23 protein-coding genes are annotated in these 21,455 nt (G+C 44.4%); 19 read left to right on the plus strand and 4 right to left on the minus strand.

The window, feature by feature from the left end; translation table 11 throughout:
- Positions 1-24 precede the first annotated feature (24 nt).
- The 3 genes from D1151_RS12520 to D1151_RS12530 all read left to right on the plus strand — a co-directional run bounded on the left by D1151_RS12520 (position 25) and on the right by D1151_RS12530 (position 3,988).
- Entirely contained in the window at positions 25-1,242 is a 1,218-nt protein-coding gene (locus D1151_RS12520) for a Sapep family Mn(2+)-dependent dipeptidase (RefSeq protein ID WP_161909123.1), read from the plus strand.
- A gap of 166 nt (positions 1,243-1,408) precedes the next feature.
- The gene (locus tag D1151_RS12525) at positions 1,409-2,833 is read left to right on the plus strand and encodes a UDP-N-acetylmuramoyl-L-alanyl-D-glutamate--2,6-diaminopimelate ligase (RefSeq protein WP_160200393.1); all 1,425 of its coding nucleotides are present in this window, start codon (positions 1,409-1,411) and stop codon (positions 2,831-2,833) included.
- Positions 2,834-2,941: 108 nt separating this feature from the next.
- Positions 2,942-3,988 carry a hypothetical protein gene (locus D1151_RS12530; RefSeq protein ID WP_161909124.1) on the plus strand — a complete coding sequence of 349 codons (1,047 nt, stop codon included), beginning with the start codon at positions 2,942-2,944 and terminating at the stop codon, positions 3,986-3,988.
- Between the two features lie 59 nt (positions 3,989-4,047).
- Here D1151_RS12530 and D1151_RS12535 read toward each other — a convergent pair whose 3' ends face one another.
- A complete protein-coding gene (locus D1151_RS12535; protein WP_160200391.1) occupies positions 4,048-4,935 on the minus strand; it encodes an Rpn family recombination-promoting nuclease/putative transposase in 888 nt (295 codons plus the stop codon).
- A gap of 233 nt (positions 4,936-5,168) precedes the next feature.
- Here D1151_RS12535 and D1151_RS12540 point away from each other — a divergent pair, with 233 nt between their 5' ends.
- Positions 5,169-5,600, plus strand: a complete 432-nt coding sequence (locus D1151_RS12540) for a DUF2383 domain-containing protein (RefSeq protein WP_161909125.1) — start codon at positions 5,169-5,171, stop codon at positions 5,598-5,600.
- Between the two features lie 4 nt (positions 5,601-5,604).
- On the opposite strand, the gene deoD is transcribed toward D1151_RS12540, so the two are convergent.
- On the minus strand, positions 5,605-6,309 hold the full coding sequence (gene deoD, locus D1151_RS12545; protein ID WP_160200389.1) for a purine-nucleoside phosphorylase: 705 nt from the start codon (positions 6,307-6,309) through the stop codon (positions 5,605-5,607).
- A 114-nt stretch (positions 6,310-6,423) separates the two neighbouring features.
- Positions 6,424-6,696 carry a 30S ribosomal protein S20 gene (rpsT, locus tag D1151_RS12550; protein ID WP_160200388.1) on the minus strand — a complete coding sequence of 91 codons (273 nt, stop codon included), beginning with the start codon at positions 6,694-6,696 and terminating at the stop codon, positions 6,424-6,426.
- A 167-nt stretch (positions 6,697-6,863) separates the two neighbouring features.
- Between rpsT and gpr the strand changes: the two genes are divergently transcribed.
- From gpr to D1151_RS12600, 10 genes are all read left to right on the plus strand, one after another.
- Positions 6,864-7,751 carry a GPR endopeptidase gene (gpr, locus tag D1151_RS12555; RefSeq protein ID WP_161909126.1) on the plus strand — a complete coding sequence of 296 codons (888 nt, stop codon included), beginning with the start codon at positions 6,864-6,866 and terminating at the stop codon, positions 7,749-7,751.
- 33 nt (positions 7,752-7,784) lie between these two features.
- Entirely contained in the window at positions 7,785-8,642 is an 858-nt protein-coding gene (gene spoIIP, locus D1151_RS12560; protein WP_161909127.1) for a stage II sporulation protein P, read from the plus strand.
- Positions 8,643-8,644: 2 nt separating this feature from the next.
- Positions 8,645-8,803 carry a hypothetical protein gene (locus D1151_RS12565; RefSeq protein WP_160200385.1) on the plus strand — a complete coding sequence of 53 codons (159 nt, stop codon included), beginning with the start codon at positions 8,645-8,647 and terminating at the stop codon, positions 8,801-8,803.
- A 54-nt stretch (positions 8,804-8,857) separates the two neighbouring features.
- Positions 8,858-10,666 (plus strand): translation elongation factor 4, encoded by a 1,809-nt coding sequence (gene lepA, locus D1151_RS12570; RefSeq protein WP_160200384.1) that lies wholly within the window; start codon positions 8,858-8,860, stop codon positions 10,664-10,666.
- Positions 10,650-11,774: a radical SAM family heme chaperone HemW gene (hemW, locus tag D1151_RS12575; RefSeq protein ID WP_161909128.1), complete on the plus strand. Its 1,125-nt coding sequence runs from the start codon at positions 10,650-10,652 to the stop codon at positions 11,772-11,774. Before lepA ends, hemW begins: the two co-directional genes overlap by 17 nt.
- 23 nt (positions 11,775-11,797) lie before the next feature.
- Positions 11,798-13,288 carry a glycerol kinase GlpK gene (gene glpK / locus D1151_RS12580; RefSeq protein ID WP_161909129.1) on the plus strand — a complete coding sequence of 497 codons (1,491 nt, stop codon included), beginning with the start codon at positions 11,798-11,800 and terminating at the stop codon, positions 13,286-13,288.
- A gap of 32 nt (positions 13,289-13,320) precedes the next feature.
- Positions 13,321-14,433, plus strand: coding sequence for an acyltransferase family protein (locus D1151_RS12585; protein WP_161909130.1), 1,113 nt, complete (start codon positions 13,321-13,323; stop codon positions 14,431-14,433).
- Positions 14,434-14,442: 9 nt separating this feature from the next.
- Positions 14,443-14,823, plus strand: a complete 381-nt coding sequence (locus D1151_RS12590; RefSeq protein ID WP_161909131.1) for a DUF4190 domain-containing protein — start codon at positions 14,443-14,445, stop codon at positions 14,821-14,823.
- 85 nt (positions 14,824-14,908) lie between these two features.
- On the plus strand, positions 14,909-15,874 hold the full coding sequence (locus tag D1151_RS12595) for a sodium:calcium antiporter (protein WP_161909132.1): 966 nt from the start codon (positions 14,909-14,911) through the stop codon (positions 15,872-15,874).
- Between the two features lie 49 nt (positions 15,875-15,923).
- Positions 15,924-16,901, plus strand: coding sequence for an alpha-hydroxy-acid oxidizing protein (locus tag D1151_RS12600; protein WP_161909133.1), 978 nt, complete (start codon positions 15,924-15,926; stop codon positions 16,899-16,901).
- Positions 16,902-16,959: 58 nt separating this feature from the next.
- On the opposite strand, the gene D1151_RS12605 is transcribed toward D1151_RS12600, so the two are convergent.
- A complete protein-coding gene (locus D1151_RS12605; protein WP_161909134.1) occupies positions 16,960-17,871 on the minus strand; it encodes a D-2-hydroxyacid dehydrogenase in 912 nt (303 codons plus the stop codon).
- A 126-nt stretch (positions 17,872-17,997) separates the two neighbouring features.
- Between D1151_RS12605 and D1151_RS12610 the strand changes: the two genes are divergently transcribed.
- Genes D1151_RS12610 through D1151_RS12630 form a run of 5 tightly spaced genes read left to right on the plus strand, consistent with a single transcriptional unit; the run spans position 17,998 to position 21,454 of the window.
- Positions 17,998-18,546, plus strand: coding sequence for a manganese efflux pump MntP family protein (locus D1151_RS12610; RefSeq protein WP_161909135.1), 549 nt, complete (start codon positions 17,998-18,000; stop codon positions 18,544-18,546).
- A 12-nt stretch (positions 18,547-18,558) separates the two neighbouring features.
- Complete coding sequence (rph, locus tag D1151_RS12615) at positions 18,559-19,266, plus strand: ribonuclease PH (protein ID WP_160200375.1); 708 nt, start codon at positions 18,559-18,561, stop codon at positions 19,264-19,266.
- A 47-nt stretch (positions 19,267-19,313) separates the two neighbouring features.
- Complete coding sequence (locus D1151_RS12620; RefSeq protein ID WP_161909136.1) at positions 19,314-19,916, plus strand: XTP/dITP diphosphatase; 603 nt, start codon at positions 19,314-19,316, stop codon at positions 19,914-19,916.
- Positions 19,917-20,744, plus strand: coding sequence for a YihY/virulence factor BrkB family protein (locus D1151_RS12625; protein WP_160200373.1), 828 nt, complete (start codon positions 19,917-19,919; stop codon positions 20,742-20,744).
- Positions 20,741-21,454: a DUF1287 domain-containing protein gene (locus tag D1151_RS12630; RefSeq protein ID WP_161909137.1), complete on the plus strand. Its 714-nt coding sequence runs from the start codon at positions 20,741-20,743 to the stop codon at positions 21,452-21,454. The genes D1151_RS12625 and D1151_RS12630 overlap by 4 nt, the downstream gene beginning before the upstream one ends.
- The last annotated feature ends 1 nt before the right edge of the window (position 21,455 follow it).

The following is a 21,455-nucleotide window of genomic DNA, read 5'->3' on the forward strand; positions in this document are numbered from 1 at the left end:
CAAAATATCGGAGGATGATACAAAATGATTAAAAACTTACAGAAATTGCTTGCAATTCCCAGCGTAACCGGAACGCCAGAAGTTTTCGATGCGCTTGCCTGCGCACTAGATATTTGTAAGGAACTGGGATTTCGTACGAAGAATGTAGACGGAAAACTGGGCTATGCAGAAATCGGTGAAGGTGAGGAATTGATGGGTATTCTTTGCCACTTGGATGTGGTGCCGGCAGGAGAGGGCTGGACCTGCGAACCTTTTGCCGGAACGGTAAAGGAAGACCGCATTTATGGACGCGGAGTCATGGACGATAAAGGGCCTGCTATGGCAGCGATTTATGCTATGAAGGATGTGCTGGAATCGGGAAAAAAACTTAACAAGCGCGTTCGTATTATCTTTGGTGTGATGGAGGAATGCGGCGACTGGGAAGATATGGAGTATTACAAGTCCTGTGAGGAAATTCCATCCTTCGGATTCACACCAGACGCTGATTTTCCTGCGATTTATGGAGAAAAGGGCATTCTGATGGCAGTGCTTTCTATGGATGCAGCGAAAGCAGGATTTTTGGAGATTGCCGGCGGTGACGCGCCTAACATGGTGGCGGCATGGGCAAAGGGAAAGCTTTTGGACGGAAGTGTTTTTCAAGAGACAGGTAAAGCTGCTCATGGCAGTACGCCGGAGGATGGAGAAAATGCGATTACCAAACTGATGGAAAAGGCTGCTGCCAGAGATTGTCACTTTGCGAAGGTGTATATGGATAAAATCGGCTGGTGCCTGGACGGCTCTGGTTGTGGAATCGGTCTTTCTGATTCTGCCAGCGGTGGGCTTACCTTTAATGCCGGTAAGATTTCTATGGACGATGGAAAAGTGAAGCTGGCAGTGGATATTCGCTATCCGGTCACTTATGCAGAAGAAGATGTGGTGTCAAAACTGTGTGATAATTTTGCTGATGCGGAGATTGCGGTAGAAATTGAAGCGGCGATGAAACCAGTTTATATGGCTCAGGACGGATTCGTCATCAGTAAGCTGATGGAGGCATACCGAGAGGTAACCGGTGATGATACACCGCCGCAGCTGATCGGCGGAGGTACTTACGCAAGAGCCATGGATAATATCGTGGCGTTCGGTCCGGCATTTCCAGGCAGGGAACTGACAGAACACCAGGCAAATGAATGGATTTTTACAGAGGATCTGGAAAAAGCTAGAGAAATCTACCGGCTTGCCATCGAAAAACTGGCATGTGAATAAAAATACGACAGGCTGTCTGCAGAAAGAGAATTGCGTTCTTTCGTGCAGGCAGTTTGTTTTCATGGGTTTGCTGTGGAGAAACTGGAATATCCCGTTGTTATTTTTTCATAATGATGGTAAAATATAGACCATATGGGAACCATAAAATCCAGGAGGGTATGAAACTATGTTTTTATCAGAATTATTTTCGGGTCAACCCGATATTGAAATAAAAGGTCTTTGCATTGATTCCAGAAAAGCCGTAGCAGGGGATATGTTTTTCTGTTTAAAGGGACTGGAAGCGGACGGGCATCGCTTTGCAAAGATGGCATGTGAAAAGGGCGCAGTCTGCGTGGTTCACAGCGATGAGGTTGAAAAGCTCGCAGGGGTTACCTATGTGAAAGTCAGCGACACTAACAAAGAACTGAATCGCATTTGTGATTTGTTTTTTGGACAGCCAAGCTGTAAGATGACAGTCTTTGGTGTCACCGGAACCAACGGGAAGACCACTACAACCAGCATTATCAGTGATGTATATGAAAAGCCCTGCGGCTATATGGGAACGATTGCAGTTCGCTACGGTGATGTGAGCAGAATTCCTAGTCTGACGACGCCGGATGCACTGGAGATTCACGGGAATTTAAAGGAAATGGCGGATTATGGCATGGAAGCGGTCGCTATGGAAGTCAGCTCTCACGGTCTTGCTATGGGACGTACAGATGCAGTGGATTTTGATGTGGCTATTTTCACGAATCTGACTTACGATCATTTGGATTATCACAAGACCATGGAGCAGTATTTTGAGGCGAAGAAGCTGCTCTTTACGCAGATGAAAGAAAGCGGAGTGGCAGTGCTTAACGCAGATGAGGGGAGTTTTGAGGAGTTAGCAGCATGTACAGCTTGCAGATATGTGACCTACGGAATCGACAGAGATGCGGATTATAGGGCTGAAGATGTATGCCTTTATGTCAGCGGTTCGGAGTTCACGCTGGTACATGATGGAAAGCGGTATCCGGTAAAAACGAACCTTTCTGCCAAATATAATTTATATAATTTATTGGGCGCAATCGCCGGTATGCATCAGGCGGGTATGGCTATTGAGGATATGCTTCCAAAACTTTCGCACATTTCGCAGGTGGACGGCAGAATGGAAATTATTGATAAAGGGCAGGATTTTACGGTTATTGTAGATTATGCCCACACGCCGGACGGATTTGAAAAGGTCTTTCAGTATGCCAAAGAAATTGTCAAGGGCGGAAGAATTTTTTCCGTATTTGGCTGTGCCGGCAAGCGGGACAAGGTAAAGCGAAAGGTGCTGGGGCAAATTTCCGGCAAATATTGCGATACTGTCTATGTGACCGAAGAAGATCCGAGAGACGAAAGTGTCGCACAAATCAGCGAGATGATTTTGTCTGGCATGGAACACGAAAACGGTGTTGTGATAGAGGATCGCTATAAGGCTATTGAGGCAGCCATTACCGGTGCGAAGACCGGGGACTGCGTGCTGATTCTCGGCAAAGGGGACGAGACCTATATGTATCATAAAGATGGCAGAGTGCCTTGGATGGGTGATCACGAAGCAGCGAAAAAAGTGCTGAATGAGATGAAATAAGAAGAACGACAGGGTATATTGGAAAAAAGCAGCGGTGCAGATATTATATGATGGCTATTACAAAAAATACTAGAATCGTAAAGATATGATTCAGGAAGGAGCATTTTCTTGGAAAAGTTTAGAATCAAAAACAGATTGTGGATTTCTATTCTGCTTATTCTATCGATATGTATGATGTCAATTCATGTGTACGGCGGTGAGAAAAGAGAGTGGGCAAAAGTTAGTGACTGGACAGAAGTTATAGTAGCAGGAGACTCGGAAAGCGATCAAGTTAAGGTCGGAGCGGAGGGAAAGCTGCGCATTCAGTGTTGGGAAACAGAAGAATCTCCCGATTATGATGAAATGCAAACTGCACCATATCAATTAAAAGTTTCTTTAATTACCGGAGACCGCAATTACAATCAGACTTTTACAGTCAATACCTCTGAACGTGCAGACCGGGCTTATTACAAAGAATTTAATTTTACAGACTTGCCTGAGGGAACTTATGAGATCACAGTGATACCAGAGGCGGACGTATGTATTTGCTTTAGGTCGTATACCTATGAGACCGTATTTGTAGAACCAACTTATAAAGAATTATCCAGACTTGCAAAGTCGCTTGCGACAAAGAACATTGTTTATAAAAACATAGATGTCGGCGAACATGCCAGACTATATGGCAAAACTATTTCATCAGACGCAAAATTCAGTTATGAAACCATGTACATTTTGGGTGGTTCCTGTCAACCATATATAGATATAAAAAAGAAGGGAAAGACTGCAACCTTGAGACTTGCAGTAAGAGGGCGCGTTGCGCTTGTTTCTCCTATCGGCTATTATAATCTCAATCTGGAAAAGATTCGGTTTTATACAAGTAATCGAAGAGTTACCATGGAATTAGGAGATGAAACCGAATGGAGCAGGTACAACTACAAAAATGGAATGTATTCATCCTGTTCAGATTGGTGGGTGACACTGTCTAGCAATAGTAAAGACCGAGAAGAACAGTTGAACAAAATCATTAAGATTTTCGAACAAAAGAAGGTTCGCGTTCGTGTTTATGGTGATGATGGCGCGTCAGTTGTTTTGAAATTAAAGGAATCCCAACGAAAAAATTGGCTTGGGGTATTTAAAAAATATAAAAAATTACTAAAAGAATATTGGTACGAGTAAGTAAGGAATATCAGTGATATATAAATCAAAAGAGTGCGAACGGTTTTCCGTTCGCACTTTCACTGTTTTAGATATTCTAATGCTTTTTCCTCTGTCAGATGGAAGAGGTTTATCAGTTTGGTGAAGATTCTATCGTCGGGTATGCCTTCCGTGCGATTATCCAAGATAAAGATTTTAATGCCTTGTTCGATGCCTTGTTCGATGCCCTGCGCAAGTCCCTGCTCGGCGGCTTCCTTTGCAATTAAATTTCTGTATTCTTCCATCGTGAATTCATAAAACTTCATTTTCTCGATTTCCTCCCCATGTTTTTTTAAAAAGTCTACGATATGGCCTTCCTCAATACAACGCTGGACTGCTAATCTGATAGAATTTTCGAGAGATGCGCCACTGCTTAAATTGTTTTTTACATAAGTAACCAGCTTGCTGTAGCCCAGCAAGGTTTTGCTGCGATTTAAAATTTCGTTATCTTTATTGTATCGCAAATTGATGAGCTTGACTACTAAATTTAACGAGTTTTCGGGAGGCGCTTCGATAAAACTGTCAGCAAGGCTTAGGCTTTTGACGTTCCAAGGTTCATTTCCTGTATAGAATACATAAAAGACAGGCGTTGGCAGTTTGATTTGGGTGCTGCTGTAAAGCCTGTCTGTATCGATAAGTTTTGTATATGTATCTGTTGAATAACCCAGTAATCGCAATGGAATATTGGGATTGATCGTGCTTTGATGTTCTGCCATAACGATAATTCTGTCCTCGATAGTGAAGCTTAGATCGTTGTATTTTTCTAAGAATAGCACATTATTTAGTGTTGTAATTCTGATTTTTGTTTCAGGTCCATAGCTTGTTCCGCTCAGTGCATTGTAAAGTTCCAAAGCGGTTTCTTCATTGGAAAACAGTTTTGAGAAGACACTATCCTGGTAATTTCTGTTTGAATGAATCGTTTTATCCATATTTTTCCTCCTTGTGTGGTTCTGTGGTGTTAAGTTTAAATTAGGTTTGAATTGACCTTATCAATCCGCACGCAAAAAGAGCAACCCAATTGGATTGCTCTCGTTAAAAAATTACTGAAATTTCCTTTTATACCTATAACTGTATTATAACTTGACTTCTCCCCAAATGCAAGTCTTTTTTGCATAAGTGTTGCTGAACGTGTGAATACTAAGTCAAAAAGGAGAATGAAATCATGAACGAAGATAGTATTAGACTTTTACGGGAAGTTAACGCGGGCTGCAAAAATGCAACCAATAGTTTTGATCAGGTTATTGAGTTTGTTAAAGAGCAGGATTTGAAAGACTTGATTGAAGAATACAGAAAGGAACATCAGCTTGTTGGAGATATTGCCCACCAGCTTTTGAACAACGATGGTGAAGATGAAAAGGATCCGCCGACAATGGCAAAAGCTATGATGTGGTTTACTACAGAAGTAAAGATGATGATGTCTGATGATGATAGCCGTGTTGTGGAGCTTTTGATTGACGGATGTCATATGGGGGTGAAGTCCTTGGGAAAGTATTTACGTCAGTATGAAAATGCCGACCAGAAGGAACGTGCCCTGGCCGGCAGATTGATGAATATTGAAATGGAACTGTACAAAAAATTAATGGTCTTTCTTTAAAAGACTATTTGATTGCTGCTTCCAGCGCCAGCTTCATCATATCAGTAAACTGGTTTTGACGCTGCTCGACAGTAGCTTTATCACCGGTGATAAAGTGGTCGCTTACAGTCATCATAGCCAGTGCATTGCGGCTATGATATGCGGCGTTCATATAAAGAGCTGCGGCTTCCATTTCTACAGCTAGGACGTCCATAGACGACCATTCTTTCCACCATTTGGTTCCCAGCTCATAAAATACGTCACAGGATACGGTGTTTCCGGCTTTAAAGGAAATGCCGTTTTCTTTTCCAGCGTCCATGACTTTTGTTAAAAGTTCAAAGCTGGCGCTAGGGGAGTACTGCCCCGGTACATGAAATGCATGCTGATAATTGGAGTCAGTGGAGGCCGCCAGGCAAACCAAGATATCACCTACGGAAAGTTTTTCGTGGAAAGCGCCGGCAGTGCCGATTCTGATGATGTTTTCTACATTGTATTCTGTAAAGAGTTCCCAGGAATAAATTCCCATGGACGGCATGCCCATACCACTGCCCTGCACAGAGACGGGAACCCCTTTGTAGGTTCCGGTATAACCGTACATATTGCGGATCTCTGAGTATCTGACTGCGTTTTCCAAGAAGTTTTCTGCAATGAACTGGGCTCTCAGCGGGTCGCCCGGCATGAGAACGGTCTTTGCGATTTTGCCTTTTTCGGCGCCGATATGTAGTGACATAATAATCAGTCCTTTCTATTTTGGGTAAAAGTAAAACCGATGGGAGACACATCCATCGGTTTTGTTGCTCTCGCATGTGCATTTAACTTATGCACTGGTGGGGACGGGTGAGACTTATTTTGCTGCTTTTGCAGCGTTGAATCTTTTAGCTAATCTGGAAACTTTTCTGGAAGCAGCTTTCTTGTTAAGAGTACCTTTTGCTGCAGCCTGCATTAATTTCTTTTCAACTACTACAAATTTCTCTGCAGCAGCTTCCATGTTGCCTTCTTCTAAAGCAGCATCGAAATTCTTAAGAGCAGTCTTTACATGGTCCTTAACTCTTCTGTTTCTAGCCGTTTTCTTGTCGATTACTCTGATTCTTTTTTTTGCGGATTTAATGTTTGCCATAATTATTCACCCCACTATTTAAATTTTTAGCTTTGTTACGCTAAATTCGCACATTAAGTATAGCCTAAACAGTGGGAATTTGCAAGGCTTTTTTAGCAAGTTACATATTTACCGCCTTTGCGGGCATACTTTTTAAAGAAAAACTACACATCACGGAGGTGATTTTTTTGAAATACAGAACAGACCTTGCAGTGGAAGGCGTTGAAAATTTGGAACAGTCTGGTGTTCGTCCGGGAGAAAAGGACGGCATCGTGATGGACAAGGAAAAGATTGATGAAGACATCAAAGTAACGACCATTGACATAGTCAATCTAAAGGGTGAAGCCATGCTGGGAAAGCCTTGCGGCAGGTATGTCACCATGGAGGTCAAGGGGATTATCGATGAAAAAGAGGGGATTTCGGAAAGAGCGGCAAAGGCTCTTGCAAGGCAGCTCTCCAAGCTGGTGAAACATCGGTACGACCTAAAAGTACTGGTTGTAGGGCTTGGCAACGAGAAGGTTACACCGGACAGTCTGGGGCCGCATACCGTTTCTAAGATTAAGATAACCAGTCATCTTTTCAAAATTTTCGGCTGTGACGGCGATGAAGAAATGTCCAATGTCAGCGGATTGGCACCGGGGGTAACTGCAACCACTGGCATGGAGACGGCAGAACTTATCGAAAAGGCAGTAGAGATGACAAAGCCCGATGTAGTTATCGCCATCGATGCGCTGGCTGCAAGAAATATCGATAGAGTCAGTACTACCATTCAAATCAGCGATACAGGCATATCACCTGGTGCTGGTATGGGGAATGTGCGAAAGCAACTGAATGAAGCCTCCCTGGGTACAAAAGTCATCGCTATCGGTGTGCCTACGGTGATTGATTCAAAGACTGTTATTTTGGAGGCGTTAGAGGAGATGAAAATTCCAGAAGAAAAAGCATATCACTATATGGACAGCAGAGAATTTGACATGGTAGTCACTTCAACGGACATTGACCTTGTCATCAAATCTTTTTCGGACATCATTGCAAAAGCTGTTAATATTACCCTGCACCCCGGCATATACTCTTAGAGTACCTTAGATAAGCAAGGAGAGAGGAAGGCAATGAGACAAAAACAGACGATACTTTTTTTTGCACTGCTTTATGTGGTGTCAGTGGCAGGCTTTTTTTTCAAAATGACAGGAGAAGCGGTCAGTGGACAACAGCTGACGGCCATGTGTATCGAAAGCAGCTTGCCGTGTATGGAGCTCATTGCAGACAATGATACTGAACCCGGTGACGAAAACATCACAGCGGCAGTGCAGACCGAGACAGAGAAAAGCAAGGAAGATGAAAAAATAAAGCCCAAAAAGGTGAAGAAGAATAACGGCGCACCGAAGGTGCTTATTTATCATACCCATGCCACAGAAAGCTATCTTCCGGCTTCTTCCGGCAATTATCATACGACAAAAGAGGAAAACACGGTACGTGATGCGGGTGATGTGCTGACTGATGTGCTGGAAGAGCGGGGGATTGGTGTGGTTCATGACAAAACGCTTCACGACAATCCTTCGTATAACGAATCCTACTCCAGAAGTTTTGAAACTGTTAAGGCACTGCTAAAAAAATATCCATCCATAGAATGTATCATCGATTTGCACAGAGATGCAACGGCGGCAGAAGTCGCAGGTCCAGTACAGACTGTCGGCGGAAAAACCTGCGCCGTATATTCCTATGTGCTCAGCAACACGACGGAAACCTATGAGGAGAACAGCGCTTTTCTTGGGAAGCTGAATACTATTGCGGACAGCAAGTATGGCGGCTATACGGGAGAAATTCTGGAACGGCCTTACTGGTATAACCAGGAACTTTCTGGAAAATCCATCTTAATTGAAATGGGGAATAATCGAAACAATATTGAAGATGTCAGAAGATGTGCAGAGGTGTTCGGAGAAATTCTGGCAGATGCACTGGAGGAATGATTTTGAAAACTTTTAGAAATGCAGTGATTTTGTTCATGCTGTTTATGGTAGGCACCATGGCAGTAGTTCATGTGGACAGGCAGTGTGCCATGATGGAAAGAAATACTGATTCTTTTGCAGAAAGTCTTACAGAAAAACTAGAAAATTACATTGAAAAATAAGCCATCTTGCTATAAAATATATCTTGAAGAAGTACGTGCAAAGCGAGGAAATTTATGGATTATCAGAAATTTATCAGGAATTTTAGTATTATCGCTCATATTGACCACGGCAAATCGACCCTTGCCGATAGAATTATTGAGAATACCGGGCTGGTTGCCCATCGAGATATGAAAGAACAGTTTTTGGACAACATGGATTTGGAGCGGGAGCGCGGCATTACCATCAAGCTTCAGACCACTCGTCTTGTGTACAAGGCCAAGGACGGCAATGAGTATATTTTCAATCTCATCGATACGCCGGGTCATGTGGACTTTACATATGAGGTATCCCGAAGTTTGGCAGCCTGCGAAGGTGCGGTTCTTGTCGTTGACTCCACCCAGGGAGTAGAAGCGCAGACGATGGCGAATGTGTATCTGGCATTGGAAGAGGATCTTGAGATTCTGCCTTGCCTGAACAAGATCGACCTGGCAAGTTCCCGACCAGAGGAGACCAAGGAAGAAATCGAAGAGATGATCGGTATTGATGCATCAGAGGCGCCGCTTGTATCTGCAAAGGAAGGCGTCGGTATTACAGACCTTTTGGAGGCGGTAGTACAGACTGTGCCTGCGCCGACAGGCGATGTGAACGGCAAACTGAAAGCGCTGATTTTCGACTCTGTTTACGATAATTACAAAGGCGTAGTGATTTACACCCGTATCTTTGACGGTGCTGTTAAAGTGGGTGATACCATTCGTCTGATGAATACAAATAAGAAGTATGAGGTCACCGAGGTAGGCGTTATGGCGCCGGGTCATGTGCCGACTAAATCTCTGCGGGCAGGAGAGGTTGGCTACATCTGTGCCAGCATTAAGCAGGTTCGTGATGCAAGAGTAGGCGACACAATCACGCTGGATAAGGAACCGACAGAAGAACCCCTGCCGGGCTACAAGAAAGTGCAGTCTATGGTTTACTGCGGCATTTACCCTGCAGAGGGTGAAAAGTACGAGGGTGTCAAAGATGCACTTGAGAAGCTGCAGGTCAACGATGCGGCATTTCTCTTTGAACCGGAAACTTCTACAGCGCTGGGATTTGGATTCCGCTGTGGATTTCTGGGACTTTTACACATGGAAATTATCGTGGAGCGTCTGGAGCGGGAGTTTGGACTGGCGGTTATCACCACATCGCCGAGTGTAGTATATCGGGTTGTGCTGCAGGATGGCAGTGTGGAGATGATTCAGAATCCGACCAACCTGCCGGATCAGACAGAAATCAGCCATATCGAAGAGCCAATTGTAAAAGCGGACATCATGATTCCAAAAGAATACGTAGGCTCTATCATGGAGCTTTGTCAGGATCGACGCGGCAAAATGCTTCACATGGAATACATCACCGAAAACAGAGTACAGCTCCACTATGAGCTTCCCCTCAACGAGGTTATTTATGATTTCTTTGACGCGCTGAAATCGAAGACTCGCGGCTACGGCTCTTTAGACTACGAGTTTATCCGCTACGAGAAATCTCAGCTTGTCAAGTTGGACGTGCTGCTCAACAAAGATTTGGTGGACGCATTCTCCATGATTGTTCACGAGTCAAAGGCGTACAACAGGGGACGCTTTGTCTGTGAGAAGCTGAAGGAGATTATCCCTATGCACCAGTTCGAGGTGCCGATTCAGGCGGCGGTTGGGCAGAAGGTTATCGCTCGTGAGACGGTCAAGGCATATAGAAAAGACGTTATCGCCAAGTGCTACGGCGGCGACATTTCCCGGAAAAAGAAGCTCCTTGAGAAGCAGAAAGAGGGAAAGAAAAGAATGCGTCAGTTCGGAAAGGTGGAAGTGCCACAGGAGGCTTTCACAGCGGTGCTGAAATATGACGACAACAAATAAAGAAAGACAGAAACTGGGAATCTACATTCACATTCCCTTTTGCCTGCAAAAGTGCCTGTACTGCGGATTTTATTCCAGCGGCGGCAGCAGTCACGCTCAACAGGAGGCATATATAGAAGAACTTCTCGAAGACATCAAGGCCTATGGGGAGGTTTACGGACAGAAGTATCTTGTGGATACGGTTTTTTTCGGTGGAGGCACGCCTTCGATTCTGCCGGCTTCTCTAATCGGAAAAGTTATGGATCAGCTGCGCCAGTGTTTTTTCCTTGATAAAGAGGTGGAAATTACCATAGAGTCAAATCCGAAGACTTTAACTAAAGAAAAACTGCTGGCTTACAGATCTTTTGGCATCAATCGGCTTTCTATAGGCATTCAGTCCTTTGATGATGGAATTTTAAAGAGTCTAGGCAGGGCTCACGACAGCAGTGATGCGGTCTTAAGTTTTCAGATGGCAAGGCAGTGTGGCTTTGATAATATCAATCTGGATCTGATGTTTGCAGTGCCGGGGCATACTATGGAGATTTGGGAGAAGACACTTAAGCAGGCAGTCGATCTGCAGCCTGCGCATATTTCTTTTTACAGTCTGCAGATTGAAGAGGACACGCCCTATTATGAAATGTTTCAGCGAGGAGAGATTAAAGAGATTTCCGATGAAGAGGATCGGCGCATGTATCATCGCGCTATAGAGGTGCTCAAAGAAGCTGGTTATGATCATTACGAGATTTCTAATACGGCAAAGGCGGGGAAACAGTGCAGGCATAATTTGAAATACTGGTCGCTTGCAGATTATCTGGGGATAGGCAGCGGCGCCAGTTCATATGTAGAGGGGGTTCGCTTTACTGAAGCACCTTTTCCGGAATTTCACAAGAACACAAGAGAAGACGATATGTGCGAGTTTGTCTTTACAGGTCTTCGCAAAACCTGCGGTATTGATCTTACGGAATTTGAAAGACGATTCGCTGTAGCGTTTTGGGAAGTATATGCTGATAGAAGAAAAGAACTTACGGCATTTTTGGAAAGCGGCAGCCTTTTAGAAGACCATGGAAGGCTCAGGCTTTCTGAAGCAGGCATTGATATATCCAATCAGATTATGGCAGTATTTGTATAGCCAGAGATTATTAGGAGAATGAGATGGAAAAATACATATTAGCAATGGATCAGGGGACAACCAGCTCCCGGTGCATTATTTATGATAAGAAAGGAAACCAGATCAGCGCTGCACAGAAAGAGTTTCGTCAGATTTATCCGAAAGAGGGATGGGTAGAGCACGATGCTGAAGAAATTTGGTCCAGCCAGATGACGGTTGCGCATGAAGCGATGCTGAAAGCGGGGCTCACTTATGAGAATATTGAAGCCATCGGTATTACCAACCAGAGAGAGACTACTGTGGTTTGGGACAAGCATACCGGTCAGCCTGTATATAATGCCATTGTGTGGCAGTGTAGGCGAACTGCCCAGTACTGCGATACCCTGATAGAAAGCGGGCTTTCCGATAAATTCAAGGAAAAGACAGGGCTCTTAATCGATGCCTATTTTAGCGGTACCAAACTGAAATGGATTTTGGAAAATGTGGCAGGCGCAAGACAAAAGGCGGAAGAGGGGAATCTGCTCTTTGGGACCATTGAAACCTGGCTTATCTGGAAGATGACTGGCGGCGCAGTACATATCACGGATTACTCCAATGCAGCCAGAACTATGATGTTCAATATCCATACGCTGAAGTGGGATGAGGAAATCCTGGAAATCTTGAATATTCCTAAGCAGATGCTGCCGGAACCAAGACCTTCAAGTCAAGTTTACGGACAGACGCTGGACACCATCTTTGGTGGCCCTGTAAAAATTGCCGGAGCCGCAGGAGACCAGCAAGCGGCGCTGTTTGGGCAGACCTGTTTTGAAGAGGGCGAAGCCAAGAGTACCTATGGAACCGGATGTTTTCTTTTGATGAATACCGGGCAGAAACCAATCTTTTCTAAAAGTGGGATGCTTACGACAATCGCTTGGGGACTGGATGGAAAGGTCACTTATGCGCTGGAAGGGTCGGTATTTGTCTGTGGTGCGGCTATTCAGTGGCTTAGAGATGAACTGGAAATTTTGGAAAAGTCCAGTGAGTCAGAAAAAATGGCGCTGTCTGTAAAAGACGCAGCAGGCGTATTTGTCGTACCTGCCTTTGTAGGGCTGGGTGCCCCTTACTGGGATCCTTACGCAAGAGGTTCAATTTTTGGACTTACTAGAGGAGCAAATAAGCATCATTTGGTGCGTGCCACGCTGGAATCTTTGGCATATCAGTGTTATGATCTGCTCTTTGCTATGGAACAGGACATGGGTCATGAGATGCGGGAACTTCGCGTGGACGGAGGCGCCTCTGCCAACAATTTCCTCATGCAGTTTCAGGCAGATATGCTGAGAAAGCAGGTGATAAGACCTAAGTGCATTGAGACGACCTCTCTGGGAGCGGCGTATCTTGCGGGTCTTGCGGTGGGATATTGGAAAAGTACGCAGGATGTTTTGGAAAACTGGCAGAGCGACAGGAAATTTGTACCTTCTATGGAGGAGAAGAAACAAAAAGAATTACTGCAGGGCTGGCACGAGGCGGTCAAACGCAGTCAGAACTGGGCTAAATAGATTGAAATAACAAATGAAGGAGAAATTTACCAATGGGAGAAGTAAAACAGAGAGATTATGTCTTTGATGCGCTCCGCGGTCTGTGTATGTGGTCTATTCCGATTTCACATTTTACCAGAATGGCGGGACATTTTAGTCAAGGCTCCTTAAGCGGAATTGTATACATAACTATTAATGTATTTGTCATGCAGGCTTTTATGTTTCTGTCAGGCTATTTTTCAAAGAAGCCAGACCGTAGTAGAGAAACCGCCTTTAAAGTGTTTCTGTGGCCGTACATTTTGAGTATTTTCTTTTTCTACGGCGTGCGGCTTTTGTTTTGGGGCAATGCAAATCTTTATTTCGACAGAGCGCCTTTTGCCATGTGGTTTATGGTGACGTTGTTTCTGTACAAAGTATTTCAGAAAAACTACATTAAAATTCCGTATTTCTTTGCCATGACCTTTGTGCTGTATCTCATAGCAGGTTGTCTGCCGTTTCTGACAGATTATCTGTCCCTCGGCAGAATTGTATCCTACTTCCCGTTCTTTTTCTTAGGATATTACTGCACACCGGAGCACATCGCAAAGATTAAGTGTCTGAAAAAATGGCAGTGTGCAGTGCTTGGCGTATTTTTAATCGGCGTATCGTGTCTTCTTGCATTCGGCGTGCCGCAGGTACCGGTAGGCTGGTATCTGATGAAAGACCCGGGCTCCTTTACAGGCGTATGCTGGTGGCTGGATATTCTGATGAGAGCAGTGCTCTTTATCATCGGCGCACTTTGGATTATTCTGATGTTCAACATTCTGCCGAGTAAGGATACATATCTTGCTTATGTGGGCAGAAATACTATGCCAGTATATATTTTGCATTTGGTAGTGCGCCAGTGGATGAAGAAGCATGGCGGCATCAGTTTAGGGATTTTTCCAATGCCGGAAGCAAGCAGCCTTTTGTATTATGTGATGGTATTCGGCTTTGCCTCTTTGTGCGTGGTAGTCTTTGCTTCAAAACCGGTATCAAAGGGCTATGACTGGGTTGTTGATACGACTTACGCTATCTTTATGTGGGTGGTAAATCACATCATTCTGCCGCCGTTTGCGTTCCTGGAAAAGGGACTAAAATCCTGGGGTATCAGTACGGCAGATTGGATTGAAAAACAGAAAAAGTAGGAGTAGAATATGGATAATTTTAGAGAAGAAAATAAATGTGAAGAAACGCAAGTGAAAGAGGAAAAAAGCGGCGGAGCAACTATCGTCGATTTTAACTATGAAAAATATGCGGAAGTAGAGCGAAAGGCGACACACACTGATGCGACAGCGGCGCTTGTTATGGGAATTCTTTCCATGATAATGGCATTATTTGCTGCGGTGATTGCGGTTGTTCTAGGGGTAATCGGTATTGTTTTTGGAATCAAGGGAAGAAACGATGCGGAGCGCCAGGGTATGGCAACGGCGGGGCTGGTACTGTCAATCCTAGGCACGATTTTATCGGTTTTGCGGATTATCGCCACCATATTCTTTATTACGTTTTATGCGGTGGATTTGTTGAATTACTTTTAAAGTAAATTTCCATCTGCTTGGTCTAAAAGGAATTTTAGATCGTAAATTAGTAACATTATATTTATAAAATTTGAGGAGAACAAGATTGATTTATTTAGAGTATCTTGCAGCAGCAGTTATCGTTGTTGTTTTATCAATTAAAGCATCGGATTACATCGACCTTTTGGATAAGAATACGAAGCTTTCCGGCGCATTTTTGGGTGGGATTATGCTTTCGGCGGTGACATCGTTGCCGGAACTTTTCACCAGTATTTCAGCGACAGTTCTGCTGGAAAGACCCGGACTTTGCATGGGTAATATTTTGGGAAGCGACCTTTTTAATCTGGGTGCTCTGGCATTTTTTATCCTGCTGTTTTCAAAGAACTTTGCGAAAGGAAAGGTGTCAAAGAGTTATCGCCATGTGACGGTGGTCGTGCTTGTGATTTATATTCTGATTACCCTCAATTTTGCCGGGATTTTACAGTTCAGGATTCTTCATCTGTCCATCACGTCGGTTTTGATTGCACTGATTTACGGACTGGGAGCCAAGTACCTTGCGGTGGCTGACGATGTAACCTCTGATGAGGCTGTACTGGATTATCACTCGGAGTCCAGCACCTCTCTTTCGGTAAAACAAATCGGTGTGAGGTTCTTCTTCGCGGCAGTGGGAATCATTGCTTTTAGTATTATTCTGACCTATTTGAGTGATGAAATTTCCGTCAAATTGAATTTGGGGCAGGGTCTTGCGGGGGCGATTTTCCTCGGTGTAGCCACATCGTTACCGGAAGTGACTTCCACAATTGCCCTGTTTAAGATGAAGAACTTTAATATCGCTGTAGGAAATATCATTGGCAGCAATCTCTTCAACTTCATCATTTTAGTTGTGGCAGATGTGCTGTCCATGGGCAGCGGCGTTTACGCAACTTTTGATCACCAGATTGAAAACCTGCTGATTTTTGGAGGCACAGCAACAATCCTATTCTGGGTGATGCTGCGCTTTAAAAAAGCTACAATCCAGACTGTTTGTGCCCTGGGCATGGTAGCAAGCTATCTGGGATTCTTGCTGATATAAATTACAGATGTAAATTGTAGATGTAAATTGCGGAAAGGAGAACGCACTTATGGAAGGATATTGTAAGCTGTGCCCGCAGTGTAACGGCAGGGCATGTAAGAACCAAATTCCTGGTCCCGGAGCAAAGGGAATCGGCGATACGGCGATTAGAAATTACGACAAGTGGAAAGAAATCCGTATCAACATGGATACGTTGACCGAAAAAAGAGAAGTCAGCACAGCCTTTTCTCTCTTTGGAAAAACTTTTGCTGCGCCATTTTTTGCAGGTCCTGTCGGGGCAGTGAATATGCACTACGGCGACAAGTACAACGACTTGGAGTATAACAACATTCTGGTTCCTGCCTGTAAGGAAAGCGGCATTGCTGCTTTTACAGGAGACGGTATGGACCCGGAGGTGATGAAGGCTGCCAGCATTGCTATTAAAGAAGCAGGCGGTCTGGGTGTGCCGACAGTAAAGCCTTGGAACAAAGCCATGATTGCAGAAAAGATGGGGTTGGTGAAAGAATCTGGGGCCTTTGCGGTGGCTATGGATATTGATGCAGCAGGGCTTCCATTTCTAAAAAATTTCCAGCCTCCCGCAGGGAGCAAGTCTGTGGAAGAGATGAGAGAGATTATAGAGGAGGCGGGAATTCCTTTTATCGTCAAGGGCATTATGACGGTGAAAGCGGCGCGCAAGGCAAAGGAAGCAGGCGCTTCTGCCATCATCGTTTCCAATCACGGCGGCAGAGTGCTGGATCAGTGCCCGGCTACGGCGGAAGTGCTGGAAGCAATCGCAGATGAAGTAGGCGGCTCCATGAAAGTGCTGGTAGATGGCGGAATCCGAGACGGTGTAGATGTGTTTAAGGCGCTGGCCCTTGGCGCAGATGCAGTGCTTTTGGCAAGACCCTTTGTCAATGCGGTTTATGGCGGAGAAGGACAAGCCGTAAAGGACTACGTTGCAAAGGTGCAGGCGGAACTCGCCGACACCATGGCGATGTGCGGGGCGTATGCCTTGGATGAGATTTGTAAAGATATGATTTGGAGATAAGATAGTAAAAAGCGCTGGCGTTATAAAGCTACCAGCGCTTTTAAAGTTTTCGATATAATTATACAATTCTGTTCAGTCTGCCGCCATCTAAGTAACTCTTCAAGTTGGCAGCACAGATGTCGATGACTTTCTGTCTGGTCTCCTTTGGCATCCAGGCGATGTGTGGGGTTAGAATACAGTTAGGCAGCCCAATGAGTGGGTGCGGCTCTTTCGGCGGCTCGCCGTCTATCACGTCTATGGCTGCCGCGGACAGTTTGCCAGAACGAAGTGCCGCCGCTAAATCTTCTTCGTTGATTAGTGCGCCGCGGGCGGTGTTAATCAGTACTGCGCCATCTTTCATTTCGGCAATCATTTTACTATTGACAAATCCTTTATTTTCAGCGGTCAAAGGACAGTGTAAAGTAACAAAATCAGATTTAAGAGCAGCCTCCTTGTCACGGCTGTAGACGTTGACAGTCATGCCAAAAGCTTCCGCAATGTGGGCAACCCGCTTTCCGATATTTCCGTAGCCGATGATACCAAGTGATTTGCCGTCTAAAAGAGTCAGCGGTTCTTTGATAAAGGTAAAATCGGGACTTTTGTACCACTGACCGGCTTGTACGGAACTGTCGTAGCTGCCGACTCTGTTGGTCAGCTCCAAAATCAGCGCAAAGGTATGCTGTGCAACGGCATCTGTAGAATACGCAGGTACATGACATACAGCTATGCCAAGTTCTTTTGCGGCTTTGATATCGACATTGTCGTAGCCCGTTGCGGTGACTCCGATAAATTTTAGCTTCGGACAGCTTTCCATAACTTCTCTGGTAATGAGACATTTGCTGACGAAGAAACCGTCGCAGTCGCTGATGCGATTTACAATTTCTTCCGGAAAACTTCTGTCATAAGTGCAAAAAGTACCCAGCGCTTCGATTGGTGCCCAGGATAAATCTCCTGGATTTATAGAATATGCGTCTAAAATTGTTAATTTCATCGTATTGAAAACTCCTTGTTACATATTATAATTACAGATAGCTGTAATTAGTATACCACATCAGGGCTTGCGGGAAAACCCATAAAATGGTATACTATAAGGCAAAATTGGAAATTTGGAGAGAGTATGGGACTGATTGAGATTACTTTGATTGGCGTAGGTCTTGCCATGGACGCAGTGGCAGTATCTATATCTAACGCTATGATTTTTAAACCCCTTAGAAAAACTGATTACATAGCCATGATTTTGGCATTTGGCATCTTTCAGGGGATTATGCCGCTGCTTGGGTACTATGCGGGATCTGTCTTTGCCAGATGGATTACCAAATATAGCGGAATCGTGATTTTTCTCATCTTAGGCGCCATTGGCGGCAATATGATTCGGGAAAGTTTTCGGAGCGAGCCGTCCAAAGTGTATGATGAAAAAAGACTGACTGCAGGAATTTTGTTTTTTCAGGCAGTGGCGACCAGCATTGACGCCTTTGCAGTAGGAGTAGGTTTTTGCGCAGCCAGTGTAGCAATTTTGCCAACGGTAAGCCTTATTGCATCTATTACGGGTGTGCTGGTCTTTGGAGCAATCTTAGTAGGGAAGAAATTTGGAAATATTTTTGAGAGTAAGGCGGGTCTTTTAGGCGGTGTGATTCTGGTAATCATCGGAATTAAGGGCTTATTATAAAGGAGAAAAAGTATGAGAACAGATAGAGCATTTGATGTGACAAGAGAAGTAAAAGTAACTGACCATTATCTGATGAGTCCACAGGGTTCAGTTTTGATAGAGATGGGAAATACCAAGGTGATTTGTACTGCCAGTGTCGAGGAATCGACGGCAAAACACCTTGTGGGAACAGGAAAAGGTTGGGTGACAGCGGAGTACGCCATGCTGCCTGGCTCGACCGGAACAAGAAAAAAGAGAGAAAAGGGAAAGGCGGACGGCAGATCTGTGGAGATTCAACGTTTAATCGGAAGGTCTCTTCGCTCTGTTGTGGATATGGAAAAGCTGGGAGAGAGAACCATTTGGATTGACTGCGATGTCATTCAGGCAGACGGCGGCACCAGAACAGCGTCCATTACAGGAGGCTATATTGCAATGGTACAAGCTATGCAGTGGATGAAGGAGCAGGGGTTGATTGAGGAAATTCCTGTCAGCGCTGCAGTTTCTGCCATCAGCGTGGGTATTGTGGATGGTGAGTGTATTTTAGACCTTTGCTATGAGGAGGATTCTCATGCTCAGGTGGATATGAACGTGATTATGACCGACAAGGGCGAGTTCATCGAAGTGCAGGGAACCGGCGAAGATGCGCCATTTACGAAAGTGCAGCTTCTTGAACTTCTTGATTTGGCAACTAAGGGCTGTAGCCAGCTACACCAGATACAAAAAGAAATCTTAAACAGATAAGCTTCCAGGAAGCGAAACATGCGTAAATTAAAAGAAAGGACAAAATCATGGAAACCATTATTGCTGCTTCCAGAAATCAGCACAAAATCACGGAAATTGAAGCAATTACTAAGAAATTTGGTATGAACATCGTTTCGAGAGATGAGGCGGGCATTCCCAAATTTGAAATTGAAGAGGATGGAGAGACCTTTGAGGAAAACTCCTTTAAAAAAGCAAATGAAATTATGAAAGTTTGCGGTAAAATTACCATTGCAGATGATTCAGGACTGATGGTGGATTATCTTGGCGGTGCACCGGGTGTCTATTCTGCTAGATTTGCAGGTGAGGATGGAAACGACACTAAGAATAATGAGAAACTGCTGATGCTTTTAGAGGGTGTTTCCTATAAGGAAAGAAGGGCGAAGTTTGTATCGGTTATTACGATGGTCTATCCAGATGGCACACAACTGGCAGCTCGCGGTGAGTGCGAAGGTCACATCATTGATGCGCCAGTAGGTGAAAACGGATTTGGCTATGATCCCCTCTTTGTTCCTGACGGATATCAGAGAACTTTTGCGCAGCTTTCAGCGGAGGAAAAAAATCAAATCAGTCACAGAGCGAAGGCGCTTAAGCAGCTTGAAAAGCTGCTTGAAGAAAGGGAGAATATATAGTTGTTAAAAAATAGATGGATCAAGATGATTCTTCTTGGAATCAAGCAGTTTAGCGATCCTTATTATCAGGGCTTTGCAGCACAGATGTCTTTTTATATTATGCTGTCTTTGGTGCCGACCATTATCGTTTTGTCGCAGCTTCTCGGTATTTTGGACATTTCACTGGATTTTCTGGATGAATGGATAGGAGAATACGTTGCGCCGGGTATGGGTGACACTTTGCGGGGGCTGCTAAATTATAAACCTGCGACTACAGCTAATATTGTGCTGGTGATTATGGCTTTGTGGGCATCTTCCAGGGCTCAGTTTTCCATGATGAGAATTACCAATTATACCTATTCAGACGGTAGAACAACTGGGAGTTTTTGGGGCGAGAGGTTTCGTGCAGTGAAAACTATGGCGCTGACGGTATTTACTCTTGCTTTTGTCGCCATTATTCTGGTATATGGGAAACTGATTTTACAGCTGTTCCTCGGAAAACTTGTTGAAGGAACCATAATTGATACCTTATGGACCTGGCTTAGATGGCCTCTTGCGTGGGTTCTGTACTTTCTGATGGTTTCGTATAATTATTACGTTCTGCCAAGCGAAAAACTGCCGTTTCGGGAGATCCTTCCAGGAAGTATTTTGGGCGCGGTGGGCATGCTGGTTGTAACCATCGTGTACTCCTATTATGCAGACTACACGGTTAACTACGACATTATTTATGGTTCCCTGGCGAGCATGGTAGCTTTGTTGTTTTGGTTTTACTTTTTATCTTGGGTGCTTTGTCTTGGAATTCTGTTTAATAAAGTATGGAAGGACACAAAAGGAGGAACGGCACAATGAGACAAAGAAAATATCAGATAAAAGCGAGATTCTATGTATTTCTGTCATTGTTTCTGGCGGTTGCTCTAGGCGTGACTGCTTATGTGCTGTTTTCGCAGGACGAAATAGATTTAGCGCCTTCTAAGGAGATAGAGCAGGGATTTATGATTACTATGGCGGCAAGGGCTTACATCAGCAATGAAGAACTGCGATATGAAGATACTTATTTTGCCGGCGGCTATCCGCCTGATGATATCGGTGTTTGTACGGATGTGGTCTGGAAGGCGTTTGAGGGTATTGATGTATCCATTAAAGATTTGGTTGACGCAGATACTTACTACTATCCAAAGGCTTATGCAGACGTTATATCTATCAGAGATACCAATATTGACTTTCGTTTGGTTCCGCAGCTGGAACGGTTCTTCGAACGAAACTCCAAAGTGCTGAGTACAGATGTGGATAATCTGATTGTTTGGCAGGCGGGGGATATTGTGACCTTTGAATCCAGTCATGTAGCGATTGTATCCCCGTTTCGAAATCTTTGGGGAAGAAGTTATGTGATTCAACATGGGAAGGATCCTGCGGCAGAGGAAGATCGTCTCTTTGCAGCAGACGGTATGAAGGTCTCAGGGCATTTTCGCTGGGACGAAAATGCAGTAAAGAAGATTTTATGGAATTGGCCGATTGAGGAACAGGAGGAAGCTAAGCTGTATATTGATATAGAAAGATAGA

It is taken from the genome of Emergencia sp. 1XD21-10 (assembly GCF_009936045.1).
Taxonomy (GTDB): domain Bacteria; phylum Bacillota; class Clostridia; order Peptostreptococcales; family Anaerovoracaceae; genus Senimuribacter; species Senimuribacter intestinalis.

Bases quoted from the DNA above. Each gene is read 5' to 3' on its own strand.
- D1151_RS12520 (WP_161909123.1), top strand. From the start codon at position 25: ATGATTAAAAACTTACAGAAATTGCTTGCAATTCCCAGCGTAACCGGA.
- D1151_RS12525 (WP_160200393.1), top strand. From the start codon at position 1,409: ATGTTTTTATCAGAATTATTTTCGGGTCAACCCGATATTGAAATAAAA.
- D1151_RS12535 (WP_160200391.1), bottom strand. From the start codon at position 4,935: ATGGATAAAACGATTCATTCAAACAGAAATTACCAGGATAGTGTCTTC.
- D1151_RS12540 (WP_161909125.1), top strand. From the start codon at position 5,169: ATGAACGAAGATAGTATTAGACTTTTACGGGAAGTTAACGCGGGCTGC.
- deoD (WP_160200389.1), bottom strand. From the start codon at position 6,309: ATGTCACTACATATCGGCGCCGAAAAAGGCAAAATCGCAAAGACCGTT.
- rpsT (WP_160200388.1), bottom strand. From the start codon at position 6,696: ATGGCAAACATTAAATCCGCAAAAAAAAGAATCAGAGTAATCGACAAG.
- spoIIP (WP_161909127.1), top strand. From the start codon at position 7,785: ATGAGACAAAAACAGACGATACTTTTTTTTGCACTGCTTTATGTGGTG.
- lepA (WP_160200384.1), top strand. From the start codon at position 8,858: ATGGATTATCAGAAATTTATCAGGAATTTTAGTATTATCGCTCATATT.
- hemW (WP_161909128.1), top strand. From the start codon at position 10,650: ATGACGACAACAAATAAAGAAAGACAGAAACTGGGAATCTACATTCAC.
- glpK (WP_161909129.1), top strand. From the start codon at position 11,798: ATGGAAAAATACATATTAGCAATGGATCAGGGGACAACCAGCTCCCGG.
- D1151_RS12585 (WP_161909130.1), top strand. From the start codon at position 13,321: ATGGGAGAAGTAAAACAGAGAGATTATGTCTTTGATGCGCTCCGCGGT.
- D1151_RS12590 (WP_161909131.1), top strand. From the start codon at position 14,443: ATGGATAATTTTAGAGAAGAAAATAAATGTGAAGAAACGCAAGTGAAA.
- D1151_RS12600 (WP_161909133.1), top strand. From the start codon at position 15,924: ATGGAAGGATATTGTAAGCTGTGCCCGCAGTGTAACGGCAGGGCATGT.
- D1151_RS12605 (WP_161909134.1), bottom strand. From the start codon at position 17,871: ATGAAATTAACAATTTTAGACGCATATTCTATAAATCCAGGAGATTTA.
- D1151_RS12610 (WP_161909135.1), top strand. From the start codon at position 17,998: ATGGGACTGATTGAGATTACTTTGATTGGCGTAGGTCTTGCCATGGAC.
- rph (WP_160200375.1), top strand. From the start codon at position 18,559: ATGAGAACAGATAGAGCATTTGATGTGACAAGAGAAGTAAAAGTAACT.
- D1151_RS12620 (WP_161909136.1), top strand. From the start codon at position 19,314: ATGGAAACCATTATTGCTGCTTCCAGAAATCAGCACAAAATCACGGAA.
- D1151_RS12630 (WP_161909137.1), top strand. From the start codon at position 20,741: ATGAGACAAAGAAAATATCAGATAAAAGCGAGATTCTATGTATTTCTG.